This window comes from Segatella buccae ATCC 33574, assembly GCF_000184945.1.
In the GTDB taxonomy this organism is placed as follows: Bacteria; Bacteroidota; Bacteroidia; order Bacteroidales; family Bacteroidaceae; genus Prevotella; species Prevotella buccae.
The window spans coordinates 304,579-317,221 of record NZ_GL586311.1; the positions used below are offsets into that span (position 1 = coordinate 304,579).

Annotated in this window: 10 protein-coding genes; 8 read left to right on the forward strand and 2 right to left on the reverse strand. The window is 53.1% G+C overall.

What is annotated here, in order from left to right:
* The first annotated feature begins 27 nt into the window (after positions 1-27).
* Positions 28-534: an RNA polymerase sigma-70 factor gene (locus HMPREF6485_RS01315; RefSeq protein ID WP_004344143.1), complete on the forward strand. Its 507-nt coding sequence runs from the start codon at positions 28-30 to the stop codon at positions 532-534.
* A gap of 68 nt (positions 535-602) precedes the next feature.
* On the opposite strand, the gene HMPREF6485_RS01320 is transcribed toward HMPREF6485_RS01315, so the two are convergent.
* A complete protein-coding gene (locus tag HMPREF6485_RS01320) occupies positions 603-935 on the reverse strand; it encodes a Bor family protein (protein ID WP_248622183.1) in 333 nt (110 codons plus the stop codon).
* A 1,119-nt stretch (positions 936-2,054) separates the two neighbouring features.
* On the opposite strand from HMPREF6485_RS01320, the gene HMPREF6485_RS01325 reads away from it, so the two are divergent.
* The 6 genes from HMPREF6485_RS01325 to HMPREF6485_RS01350 all read left to right on the forward strand — a co-directional run bounded on the left by HMPREF6485_RS01325 (position 2,055) and on the right by HMPREF6485_RS01350 (position 9,482).
* Positions 2,055-2,699: a hypothetical protein gene (locus HMPREF6485_RS01325; RefSeq protein ID WP_004344147.1), complete on the forward strand. Its 645-nt coding sequence runs from the start codon at positions 2,055-2,057 to the stop codon at positions 2,697-2,699.
* Between the two features lie 12 nt (positions 2,700-2,711).
* Positions 2,712-5,354 (forward strand): TonB-dependent receptor, encoded by a 2,643-nt coding sequence (locus tag HMPREF6485_RS01330; protein ID WP_004344148.1) that lies wholly within the window; start codon positions 2,712-2,714, stop codon positions 5,352-5,354.
* Between the two features lie 3 nt (positions 5,355-5,357).
* Complete coding sequence (locus HMPREF6485_RS01335; protein ID WP_004344149.1) at positions 5,358-6,338, forward strand: DUF4249 domain-containing protein; 981 nt, start codon at positions 5,358-5,360, stop codon at positions 6,336-6,338.
* Positions 6,319-7,155 (forward strand): FecR family protein, encoded by an 837-nt coding sequence (locus tag HMPREF6485_RS01340; protein WP_004344150.1) that lies wholly within the window; start codon positions 6,319-6,321, stop codon positions 7,153-7,155. The genes HMPREF6485_RS01335 and HMPREF6485_RS01340 overlap by 20 nt, the downstream gene beginning before the upstream one ends.
* Positions 7,156-7,301: 146 nt before the next feature.
* A complete protein-coding gene (locus tag HMPREF6485_RS01345; RefSeq protein ID WP_004344151.1) occupies positions 7,302-8,150 on the forward strand; it encodes a DUF3737 family protein in 849 nt (282 codons plus the stop codon).
* Positions 8,151-8,306: 156 nt separating this feature from the next.
* A complete protein-coding gene (locus HMPREF6485_RS01350; RefSeq protein ID WP_004344152.1) occupies positions 8,307-9,482 on the forward strand; it encodes a MalY/PatB family protein in 1,176 nt (391 codons plus the stop codon).
* Between the two features lie 36 nt (positions 9,483-9,518).
* Here HMPREF6485_RS01350 and HMPREF6485_RS01355 read toward each other — a convergent pair whose 3' ends face one another.
* A complete protein-coding gene (locus HMPREF6485_RS01355; protein WP_004344153.1) occupies positions 9,519-11,288 on the reverse strand; it encodes a DUF6624 domain-containing protein in 1,770 nt (589 codons plus the stop codon).
* A gap of 690 nt (positions 11,289-11,978) precedes the next feature.
* On the opposite strand from HMPREF6485_RS01355, the gene xpt reads away from it, so the two are divergent.
* Positions 11,979-12,548, forward strand: coding sequence for a xanthine phosphoribosyltransferase (gene xpt, locus HMPREF6485_RS01360; protein ID WP_004344154.1), 570 nt, complete (start codon positions 11,979-11,981; stop codon positions 12,546-12,548).
* Positions 12,549-12,643 lie beyond the last annotated feature (95 nt).

Below are 12,643 nucleotides of genomic sequence, written 5' to 3' on the forward strand. Positions count from 1 at the left end.
CCCCCTTTTTCTTTCAATCCTCAAACGATGCTCAACATCGATTTGCTTTTCAAAGGTTTTTACCGTCCCTTGTGCCTCTATGCCGTCCACTATCTGCAAGACATCGACGCGGCTGAAGACATCGTGGGCGACTGTTTTGTCGGTCTGTTGGAACACACGAAGGCCGGAAAGCAACTCGACAACCCGAAATCCTATCTTTACACCATGGTGCGTAACGCCTGTCTGGACCGCCTGCGCAAGGAGAATCCTTTCATTACCGACCTCTCTCCCACCGACCTTGAAGGGCACATCAGCGACGAGGAGGCCGCCGACCGTTCGTTCCACGAGGCCAAGCTCTGGGCTGCCATCGACAGCCTGCCCGACAAATGCCGGCAAGTCTTTCTCATGAGCAAGCGCGACAACATGAAGTATCAGGAGATAGCTCAGGGCCTCGGCATTTCCGAAAAGACCGTGGAACATCATATCTCAAAGGCTTTGAAAACCCTTCGGGGAAAGGAAAAAGACATCTTCTACTGCCTGTCGTGGATGGCGTGAAGGGAATAAACGAATGCTGCAAGAATAAGCTTTACAGCATTCGCCCATTATAACATTGTCACTTTGGCCTATCTGGAAATCTCGTCCACAGGTAAATAATACGTAGTTGTGGTAGGAGAATAGATACCGAAAGTTATGGCTTCAAGAAGTCCATCCACAAAAGTCGTACTTTTCTTCACCTTATAATTTTTGTGTTCTCCAATGTACTTGGTGTCTTCAATCTTTGTATTTCCAGCATTGACAAGGCCATAAATAAAATGATGATTCTTTACCGAATTCACCTTTACAGCAGGAGCATCAGCTCTCATTGTCCCCACACAAGTTGTCGCACTGTAGCAAGAAGAAAGCATTGCAGCTACCAAGCCAGCAAACATAAATGTCTTAAATTCTCTTATCTTCATAATTTTATCCATTTGCCTATCCAATTCCTCTCGGCTTTAAAAAAGTTTATTATACGGAAGCGTGGAACTGACTATGTCCACTTCTGAATTAAAGGATCAAAAAACTATTTAGCACCAATACTGCAATGGCTCTCTATGCGTGAGCTATCCAATCGATCTTTGTGCTATTTTAAAAGCTTCTCGGGTTCTCAAACACACAAATAAACATAACGCTTCTTCTGTTCTCCATACAGTTTTGTGTTCCTCAAGAAAAACAATGCAAAGATAGTTAAAATATATAAGACGGCAAAGATTATCCCCTATCTTTTTTAAGACAGGAATACTTGTTTTTAAAAATTCGACTACACCATTTATAGAGATGTTCATGACTACTTTTTGTTTTTGCCTCTTTGGCTACCACCATCCTGTAGAAGGGTCAGAAAAAGACTATAGCACGAACTATTAAAACTTTAGAAAAAGGCTTACATGGATCTTTCTCGCGCCTATCATGTCGGCCGATTTCACTTGTCTTATTTGCCTCTTTCGACCCATCAATATTCTCACTAAGCCCAAACGACGATGCAAAAGAAGCACAGTTGGAAGCTCGTTCGGGCTCTTTTGCAAAGCCATTTGGGCCGAATGACCTCGCCATAGCAAGGGTGAAAAGCCATTGGTGGACTGGTAATCAAAAAAAGGGAACGCGATGGCGTTCCCTTTGCTGGTGCAAAGATACTACGGAAAAGGGGGAAATGCAAATGGGATGTGAAAAGTGTTGACTTTTTGAGGAGGGGCGGGGGAATGGGTGTTAGGTGATAGGTGTTAGGTGTTAATGGATTGCCTGTCGTGGCATGGGCGCACTTGTTCTGCTTGTAGGGGCAGCGCTTTATGCTTGCTTGTGAGTATATGCCCTCCGCGTCTTTGGTCACGCTGATTTGGAGAGTATCTGTAAACCTCCCCACCTCTACGCCTCTGCGTGAAAGAGCACACGGTGGGAGGCTCTTTCACCTTAATTATATAGGGGCATGGCTATGGAGTTTTCGCCCCTATTTTGATTGCCAATGAAAAAACATCTGCATCGGAATAGGGGGATTTTGCTTTTTCCCGTCATAGAGATAAATACCAAAATAAAAAGAGTAAACAATGAGAAAACATCTTCTATGGCTTTTGCTGGCAGGACTGCCGGCTTTTCAGAGTCTACAAGCACAGGAACAGACGGGCGGACAGGAACGCCGAAACAGTGTCTACCTCGAAATAGGAGGGGCCTCGAACGGTGTGGGCATGAGCTACGACCTGAAGCTGAAAGACCTGCCCATCGCCTTCCGTGCCGGACTCGGTTTCGGCTATCAGCGGGCATCGGACATCTACTCCGGTTCGTCGACACGCTTTTACGGCATCCCGCTCGAAGCCAAATATCTCGTGGGGCGCAACCGCTCCAAACTGGAACTGGGCTTGGGCGTGAACATCTTTTGGGTCAACATGCACGAACCGCAGTATGCCTTCCACTACACCGAACTATCCACCGAGAGCGGGTACAACCTCAACGGATACACCATAGACTATCTGGGGCAGAAGACCATCAACAAAGTGGGCAACTTCGTGTTTGCCAACATCGGCTACCGTCACATCTCCAAACGAGGATTCATGTTCAGAGCAGGCCTCACGCCCGGCTTCAACATCACGCAAAGGTACTATGTAGACGCTGCCGCCCCGTCGTGGAAAAACAACGACAGCAAGAAAGTCAACTGGTGGGTGGCTCCCTATGTCAGCTTCGGTTGGGCCTTCTAATCGCATCGAGACATGAAAGCCGCACTGCGATATATCCTCCTTGCGCTCCTCATGCTGCTCCCGGCACTGTGGGCCACGGCGGCAACGGGCAAGTCGGCCCCCACGGTGAAGCAGCAAATGGAGTGGCTGCACCGGGAACGGGGGCTGAACTTCGTCTACGATGCCCGGCTCAACGTGAACCGCCCCTACCGTGGGCCACGCATCGACCGGATGACGGTGGAGCAGGCCTTGCAGACCCTTTTTGACGGCACCGGCATCGAATACAGGCGCGAGGGAAACTACGTGATGCTGAAAGAGAAAGCCGCCCCTCCCGAACCGAAAGCCGTCACAAGACGGCGACACACGGTGAGCGGCTACGTGAGAGACAGCGCAGGCGAAACGCTCATCAACGCCACTGTCTACGACCGCACCGACGGCGCAGGCACCACGACCAACGAATATGGCTTCTTCTCGCTCACCCTGCCTGAAGGTCCCCACCGTCTGCGCTTCTCCTACATCGGTTTTGAAGACCACGAGGAGGAACTCACGCTGGAGGGCAACATCCACCGCGACGTGAGACTCACGCCCAACGCCCGGCTGGCGGAGGTGGTGGTGACGGGCGACCTCAACTCGCCCCTGCTCACCACACAGACGGGCAAGCACTCGCTCACGGCCCGGGAGCTTAACACGGGCTATGCCCTGCTCTCGTCGCCCGACGTGGTGAAGACGCTGCAACGCACATCGGGCGTATGCGAGGGCATGGAACTGATGAGCGGCATGTATGTACACGGAGGCGACAACGATGAAAACCTCTTTCTCATGGACGGCAGTCCGCTCTATCAGATCAACCACACGATGGGACTGTTCTCGGCGTTCAACACCGACATGGTGAAGAACATCGACTTCTACAAGAGCGGTTTTCCCGCCCGCTACAGCGGCCGGCTGTCGAGTGTGGTGGACGTGCGAACCAACGACGGTGACATGCAACGCTCGCATGGCAGCTACCGCATCGGGCTGCTCGACGGCAGCCTGCATCTCGAAGGCCCCATCAAGCGGGGCACCACCAGCTACAACATCGGACTGCGGCGGTCGTGGATAGACCTGCTCACCCGCCCTATCTTTGCGCTCGTCAACCACGGCAAGGATGACGAGCGATACACGCTGAACTACTTCTTCCACGACCTCAACGCCAAGGTGACGCACATTTTCAATGACCGTTCGCGCATCTACCTGAGTCTCTATTCGGGAGAAGACAAGCTGAAGGTGACCGAGAACTTCAAGTGGAGCAACGAGACTGCCGGCATCTCCACCGAGGACAACGATCTCACACGCTTCAAATGGGGCAACTTCAATGCCGCCCTCAACTGGAACTACCTCTTTTCGCCACGGTTGTTTGCCAACTTTACAGCTGTCTACACCCACAACCGCGCCCGCTATGAGTCACAGGAAGAGTCGGCTTACCACCACAACGACGGCAACAAAGGCTACTCCCACCATCTGCAACACAGCTACCGGTCGACCATCAGCGATGTGGGCTATCGGGCCACTTTCGACTTCCGTCCCACCCCCCGCCACCATATCAGCTTCGGACACGACTATACGCTGCACCGCTTTCGCCCACAGACTTCGAGCATGTTCAACTCCTTCGGGGTGGGCTCGTCGCTCGACACCCTCTCCTCGAAAGGCAGCAACCGCCACACCTCGCACGAAATCAACCTCTACGTGGAAGACGAAATGACCGCGACCGACCGCCTGTCGGTGAACATCGGGGTCAACGCCAATCTCTTCGGCATCGGGCGCAAGGCCTTCCGGAGTGCAGATCCGCGCATGGCTGTGAAGTATCAGGTCGGGCGGCAATGGTCGGTGAAAGGGTCGTTCACGATGATGACGCAAAACGTACACAAGATAAGCAATTCGATACTCGACTTGCCCACCGACTACTGGGTGCCCACCACGGAGCGGCTCAGGCCCATGCGCTCGTGGCAGTTGGCTGCCGGCATCTATGCGCAACCGGTCCGCCGCTGGACGTTCTCGCTGGAAGGTTACTACAAGGAGTCGCGGCATTTGCTGCAATACAGCAGTTGGACGGGCATCGAACCACCGGCCGAAGAGTGGGACCGACATGTGATGGACGGTCGGGGACGCTTCTACGGGACCGAGTTCGACGCCCACTACCGGGGGGCTCGTCTCACAATGGATTTCGCCTACACGCTCTCGTGGAACAAACGATACTACGGCCAACTGCTCGACCGCTGGTTTTACGACAAGTTCGACAACCGCCACAAACTCAGCATCAATGCCCAATACCGAATGGGCAAAGGCATCTATGCATACGCCGGATGGACCTGCCACAGTGGCAACCGCATGACTCTGCCCACCCACTACACGGCTCTGCCTTCACTGGGAGAGGCAATGGCAGGAGAAGCCCTACTGTACACGGAGCCCAACAACTTTCGGTTGCCGGCCTACCATCGGCTTGACATAGGTTGCGACTTCCACCACACCACACGCCGCGGGCACGAACGGATATGGAACGTGAGCCTCTACAATGCCTATTGCCACCTCAATTCACTTTGGGTGACAGCCAACTATGACACCGAACAGAAGTGCATACGACTTAAAAACCATGCCTACATTCCCATCGTGCCGTCGTTCAGTTACACGTTTAAATTCTGAAACATGAGACATCCATACCTTTTATTCCTCCTCCCCATCCTGCTGCTCACAGCCTGTAAGGACAATCTCAACATCGCCGACACGCTCGAACCCGCCCGGCTCACGGTGTACTGTCTGCCGGCTCCGGGCGACTCCACCCGGATTGCAGTCTACCGCAGTCTGCCCGTACCGTCAAGAGGCAATGTCAAGGCAATCACCGATGCCCGCATCAGCTATCGGGTGAACGGGCACGAATATCCCGCCCGCCACACTGCCTACGGCCAATACATGGTCTATGCACCACAAAAGGCGGGCGACTGTATCATGCTCGAAGTGGCTGCCGACGGTCTGGAGAACACACACGCCGAAGCCGTCATTCCACCGACGGTCGTCATCGACAGCATGAGGATGACCGACATACGGCTCTATGACGATGACTATCAAAGCGTGCGCAACTTCCACCGCTTTGCCGTCACCTTCACCGACGACGGCCGGAGCAACGACTTCTACGGCGTATGTATCACCAAAACCACGGTAAGGGATTATCCCGGATATGGCGACAGCTTCACGGCAACCGACAATATGGGCATCAATCGTAAGTCGGAACCGTTGCTGCGGGGGCTCAGCGAGGTGGACAAAGACTTCGGTTTCGAGGACGAGACCTACAACAACTTCTACGTTTTCGACGATGCCACCATCAATGGCAAAACCTACACCCTGCACCTTGACACGCCCACGGACTACAGCCACTATGGCAAACAAAGCTATCAGGTGCGGCTCTACCGCCTCACACCCGAATTCTACCGGTTCGTCACCAACATAAACGATGTGGCCAACAATGAGCTGGCCAAGGCCGGACTCTCCTACATCAAGCCTACACCCACCAATATCAGAGGCGGACTGGGACTGCTCGGGGCCTGCACCGTGGCCAAGAGCGACTCGGTGAATATCTCTCAAAACAACGACAACAACAACCCGATCTATCATGAAACGAAGAAAAGATAAAAGCCTCGATTTTGTGTTACGCCATTATCAAAGCGGGCGACTCGACACTCGAAAAGCCCTTGCTGCCTTCCACCGGCGAACGGGCCATGGCCCCCAACGCCGGTTTCTGCCTCAGCGGACAGTACTCTTCCGCGTAGCTGTGGCAGCAGCCATCATCATTCCGCTCGTCGTGGTGTTGCTCACAGAAGGCAGACTGTTTGCCGGCCGCACCGTCTATCGCGCTGATGCACAGACGGCAGTCTACACTCTTGCCGACGGAACACGCGTCACCCTCTCGCCGGGCTCTACCCTTAGTTACGCCCCCGACAACAGCCGGGAAGTGGAGATGAGCGGTAAAATCTATTTCGAGGTGCACCATAACCAAGCACACCCTTTCAACGTGAGAAGCCGAATGGGCCACGTGCGGGTGTTGGGCACGAAGTTTCAAGTGGCCGAAAGCGATATGCTCACCGAGGTGTATGTGACCGGCGGGCGGGTGCTTTTCGCCGCCCGGGGGAGTGGCGAGGGGGTATACCTGACCCCGGGCATGGGAGCCGTGCTCACCAAGAACAGCCATATACCTGTCATCAACCGCCAGTCGCCCAATGGGGTGAGCTGGGCTACCCACCGCTTCCATTTCGACAACACACCCATCGATGAAGTGCTCGCCGACCTCACCCGCCACTATGACATACCGCTCTCGTGCACCAACCACACCAAACGGCTGTCGGGCGACTTTGACGCCGAAGAACTTGACCACGTGCTGAACATCATTGAACAGACGCTGAACATCAAGATAAGAAAAGAGGCGAAGACTCCTGACGCACACCATCCGTAAAAACTATTATCATTTCCGTAATTCAGGTAGACCGCGTTTGGCATGGTTTTTGTACCTTTGCAACCACAAAGGAAGCTAAGTCAGCCGGCTTCCGACGGTGAAGATTGTCCAACCCGAAACTAATAAAATAGGTATTATCAAAGATTATGGAAGTAATTAAGAATAAGGAATATGGAGGCGAGCGTCCTCTGTTTGGCGCCCACGATGTGCGCCTCGAAGCCATCACCATTGTGGATGGCGAATCCGGCATCAAATGTTGCCGGAATTTGGAATGCGACAATTCCAAATTCTACGGCAAATATCCTTGGTGGCACGTTGACAAAAGCCTCATCACCAACTGCTATTTCGCCCCCGAGTCGCGCTCGGCCATCTGGTACAGCAACGACATGGTGATGAAAGACTGCGTGATCGACGGCCCGAAATTCTTCCGGGAGATGAAGAATCTGGAACTCGAAAACGTGAAAATCAACGATGCCGACGAAACGTTCTGGAAAGTGGACGGTCTCAAACTGAAAAACGTGGAGCTGCACGAAGGCACCTATCCTTTCATGTTCTCGCGGAACATCTACGTGGACGGACTGGTGAGCGATGCCAAATACGTGTTCCAATATTGCCGGAACGTGGAGGTACACAACGCCAAAATCACCACCAAAGACAGTTTTTGGGAGTGTGAGAATGTGACAGTCTACGACTCGGAACTCGATGGCGAATACCTCGCATGGCACAGCAAGAATGTGAAATTGGTGCGCTGCCATATCAGCGGCGAACAACCGTTGTGCTATCTTGACGGCATCACCCTCGAAGACTGCACGTTCGATGCTGCCTCCGACCGCGCTTTCGAGGACAGCCGTAACATCAATGCCACCATCAAGGGCAGCATCACCGAAATCAAGAATCCCATCGGTGGCCGTATCGTGGCCGATAAAGTGGAGCGTATCACCTACGATAAGTTTGCCAAAGGTCACGACTGCGTGATTGAAAGCAAGACAAAGTAAGCGTATTTTTTTAAGACAGAGTAACAAAGGGAACAGAGAAAATTTGTTATTTTTGTTACTATGTCTAAATAAAATAAAAGAGACAGCGTAACAAAGAAAACAGAAAAAACGTGTCATTCTGTTACTCTGTCGAAAATAAAAAGCAACGGAGATAGTATGTCTACATTCGATTTTGATACCGTCATCAACCGCCGCGGCACAAATTCCTATAAGTGGGACATTGTGAAAGAGGAGGATGTGATACCTCTGTGGGTGGCCGACATGGACTTCAAGGCAGCCCCCGCCATTCTTGAGGCGCTGAAAAAGCGGGTGGAGCATGGCGTGTTCGGCTACACACTGGTGCCCGACAGCTACTATGAGGCTATCATCAACTGGTTTGCCCGCCGCCACAACTGGCAGATAGACCGCTCGTGGATCATCTACACCACAGGCGTGGTGCCGGCCGTGTCGTGTGCCATCAAGGCCCTCACGCTGCCGGGAGAGAAAGTGCTCATACAGACACCCGACTACAACTGCTTCTTCTCAAGCATCAAAAACAATGGTTGCGAGGTGGCCGAAAACGAACTCGTGCGTCGTGGCGACAGCTACGAGGTGGACTTCGAGGACTTCGAACGCCAATGCGCTGACGAGAAAACGACGGTGTTCTTGCTCTGCAACCCTCACAATCCGGCCGGGCGCGTATGGACTAAAGAGGAACTGGAGCGCATGAACGACATCTGCCTGATGCATGGCGTGAGGGTCATCAGCGACGAAATACACTGCGAACTGGTGATGCCGGGCCACCGCTTCACGCCCTTTGCAGCCATCAGCGATGCCTGCCGGGACAACAGCGTGGTGCTCAACTCACCCACCAAGGCCTTCAACATTGCCGGACTACAGATAGCCAACATCATCTGTGCCGACCCGGCCATGCGCCGGCGCATAGACCGGGCGGTGAACATCAACGAGGTGTGCGACGTGAATCCTTTCGGCGTGGTAGCCCTACAAGCCGCCTACAACGAAAGTGAGGAGTGGCTCGACAGCCTCAACCACTACATTTGGGGCAACTATTTGGCCCTTAAAGAGTTTATTGCCAAAGAGCTGCCCCGTTTGGAGGTCACCAGGCTGGAAGGCACTTACCTTGCCTGGGTGGACATCAAGGCCACCGGACTCACCAGCGATGAAGCCTACGGAAAGCTGATGAAAGAAGGGCGGGTATATGTGAACAGCGGCACGATGTATGGCCGCCGGGCCGGAGAGGGATATTTACGCATCAACCTTGCCTGCCCGCGGGCCACGCTGCTGGAGGGAATGAAGCGCATGGGAGGTGTACTGAGACAGTATCTCTCCTGACAAACGACTTTCAGGAATGACACATCACGCGGCAGGCTAATCCACGAGTGCCTTCATGCGCTCGGCATAGAGCGCGAGCGAGGAGAGCCCCATCTGGCGGCGCCACGTGTCAACCAACGACTTATCGAGCAACTTGTAGATGTGCGCTTTGCCGTCTGCACGTTGCTCGATTTGCGTTCCATAGCGTTGAGGCCGGCCTTCAAACATATCAATGCGGTCTTGCATCAATGCCAGATGCTCCAACTCGAGATCGCCACCGGCTGCAGCCACGGCAAAGAGCGGGAAATATTTCTTCATATTCTCCACCGACGAATGCTGAATGACAGTCCACAACACGCGGCAGGCATCGCCCACCCGGCCTCTGCCCACCCATCCACAAGAGTCCAAGATGGCACAGACCTCACGCTCGTTTTGTGCATCGGCAACGGCCATTTGGTGGAGCAGGCGGGAGATGCGGGCCGTGTCGGCAGGCGCAGAGGCCACGGCTTGCCGCCACTCTGCACGCGGCTCTTGGTCGGCCCGGCCTATACGCAACAAGCGATTGCGCAGCGGGATGTCGAAAAACCGCTCGGCAGCGGCCTTGCGCTTATTCACCTCGGTGGCAAACGCCGCCCAACGAGCATCGGAATGGAGCGAAACAAAGTCTTTATCCTCCAATCCACCCTGCCACACCGGGTTCTTCTCCAACACACGGTGGAGCCGGGCAAAAGCGGCATTGCCATCACCGGCCTTTGCCGCCACGCAGGCCCCGTTGTACCATTCCCCTTGGTTCAACTGCCGCCGGACACCGGCCGGGAGATTTGCAAAGGCTTTGTTGGCCTCGGCATAACGCCCGATGAGGTAGAGGGAATCCATTGCGTGGATGACCGCGTCCTTATACTTCGTGTCCCGCTTGTCCATTTCGGCAAGCAACAGCCGGATATTGCGCACCACAGCACTGTCGGGCTTCAACAGATTTTCGGCCTTGACAAGATAGTCGTAGGCCTCCTCATAGCGTTTGAGCGCATGACAAGTGGAACCGAGATGATAGAGCATGGTGGGCTGCTTGAAGTCTGCAAGGCGGGCGGAAGCAAGAAAAAGCGTGCGAGCTTGCGGATAGTCTTCGAGTTGTTCATGGCACATACCGCCTAAATAGAGCGTGTTGGCGGCAGAGTCGCCCAAGGAGAGGAGACGATCGTAAAGCCGGGCCGCCTCGAGATAGTTGCGGTTGTAGAAATGGGCATAGGCCAACTGGCGATTGACGAGATAGTTGGCGGAGTCACGCCGGTAGTAGGGCATGGCATACCGGATGGCCAAATCGGGCTGGTCTTCCATGTTGCAGGCAGCCGCCAGTTCGGCCACCATCTGTCCATCGAGCGGAAAGCGCCCCACCAGCTGACTGCCCCAAAACGTCGCCGAAGCATAGTCTTTCCTGAAATAATAGCAGTAGAACAGCTCTCGGAAGGCATCGTGGGTGAGCGAATCCTCACCCACCACCTTCAGCAGGTCGGCGCATCGCCGGTAGTCGGCCCGCTGATAGTAGCAGTCGGCCAACCGCATTTTCACGGCGTTATCGTCATTCAACTGCCGGGCCTGCCCGTAGAAACGCATGGCCTCGAACACGTTAAAGACCTCCATGCAACTGTCGCCCGCAGCTATGAGTTCACGATAATCGGGCGCAGAAGCCCCGACGACAGAACTACCGACAAGGCAACACACAGCCAAAGCCATGCACCTCAGTACATGCAAGCCTGCCATCATCCACCTTCTTACATCATAAAAAAACTCTGTCTGTCCCACAGACTTTCCCATTTTTGTCTTTTTCATCTCTATTAAAGCTACGTTGCAAAGCTACTAAAAAAATCAATAAAAGTCACTGCATGGGTCTACAAAAACGGCCAGCACCTTATACATTTAACATATCGCCCGCGCTTCGTGATAACAAGAGTATATAGATGACGGAAGAAGATAGAGCCACCTGTTTTGTCAAACCATTTGTCACTTTTCAGGCTCTCAGTTTGCCGTATTTTCGCAGAGCGGATGATTGGACGAATATACGCGAATTTGAGCGATACTTTTAAACCGCTGATTATCAATCTTTTGAATTTTCCGAACACTTATTCCGGCCCGAAAATGCACTTAAAAGAGGTCGAATCAGTATGCCAAAGGGCCACAGTTGCAACCTAACTGTGGCCCTTTTGGCTTCCAACTGTGGCCCTTTCGCATGAACAAAGAGCCCAAATGGGAAAATTGAGGTGGCATTTCGGTGCTCAAAGACGGATTTTCCAATCTATTTCAAGCATTTTCATGGAAGTATTTTTGTAAAGGTTATTAAAGTTTTCACCGACCTCACTCCCTTCAAGTTACAGATGTCTCTCGTACAAAATCCGGTTCCGGCACGATAGACTTTCCACCTTACTCCCTGCACTCCACAATCTTTTCAGGTCCGAAAAACAGCTACATCACAAAAAAAATCGTAACTTTGCAGAATTATTATAAGGCAAAACAACTGTAGATATGAGAGCACTGATAGAACGCATCAAGCGCGAAGGGAAATGCTTTGAGGGAGGTATCCTCAAGGTGGACAAGTTTATCAACCATCAAATGGATCCCAATCTGATGAAGCAGATTTCCGTGGAACTGATACGCCGATACGCTTCGACGGAAATCAATAAGATAATCACCGTGGAGGCTTCGGGCATTGCACCGGCCATCATGATGGGGTTCCTGCTCGACCTGCCGGTGGTGTTTGCCAAAAAGAAAAAGCCGTCGACGATGGAGAACATGCTCTCTACGACCGTTTTCTCTTTCACCAAGCAGCGTGAATATCATGTGGTGATCAGCAAGGAATACCTGACCAAGGACGACAAGGTGCTGTTTGTAGACGACTTCCTTGCCTACGGCAATGCCGCCAAAGGCATCATCGACCTCTGCCGGCAGGCCGGATGCGAACTGGTGGGCATGGGATTCATCATCGAAAAAGCCTTCCAGCACGGCAGGGAGGCAATAGAAAAGGAGGGTGTGCGCTGCGAGTCACTGGCCATCATCGAGTCACTCGACAACTGCGAAATCAAGATCAGGGAGTAAAAGACGCCCATATACCAACAAAAGTGCGACCCTATAAGCGGCATATCCAACCGTCTTATAGGGTCGCACTTGGCATTTAAGCCAGTCTACGTGTC

Excerpts from the sequence above, each read along its gene's own strand:
- HMPREF6485_RS01315 (WP_004344143.1), top strand. The coding sequence starts at position 28 with ATGCTCAACATCGATTTGCTTTTCAAAGGTTTTTACCGTCCCTTGTGC.
- HMPREF6485_RS01320 (WP_248622183.1), bottom strand. The coding sequence starts at position 935 with ATGAAGATAAGAGAATTTAAGACATTTATGTTTGCTGGCTTGGTAGCT.
- HMPREF6485_RS01325 (WP_004344147.1), top strand. The coding sequence starts at position 2,055 with ATGAGAAAACATCTTCTATGGCTTTTGCTGGCAGGACTGCCGGCTTTT.
- HMPREF6485_RS01330 (WP_004344148.1), top strand. The coding sequence starts at position 2,712 with ATGAAAGCCGCACTGCGATATATCCTCCTTGCGCTCCTCATGCTGCTC.
- HMPREF6485_RS01335 (WP_004344149.1), top strand. The coding sequence starts at position 5,358 with ATGAGACATCCATACCTTTTATTCCTCCTCCCCATCCTGCTGCTCACA.
- HMPREF6485_RS01340 (WP_004344150.1), top strand. The coding sequence starts at position 6,319 with ATGAAACGAAGAAAAGATAAAAGCCTCGATTTTGTGTTACGCCATTAT.
- HMPREF6485_RS01345 (WP_004344151.1), top strand. The coding sequence starts at position 7,302 with ATGGAAGTAATTAAGAATAAGGAATATGGAGGCGAGCGTCCTCTGTTT.
- HMPREF6485_RS01350 (WP_004344152.1), top strand. The coding sequence starts at position 8,307 with ATGTCTACATTCGATTTTGATACCGTCATCAACCGCCGCGGCACAAAT.
- HMPREF6485_RS01355 (WP_004344153.1), bottom strand. The coding sequence starts at position 11,288 with ATGAAAAAGACAAAAATGGGAAAGTCTGTGGGACAGACAGAGTTTTTT.
- xpt (WP_004344154.1), top strand. The coding sequence starts at position 11,979 with ATGAGAGCACTGATAGAACGCATCAAGCGCGAAGGGAAATGCTTTGAG.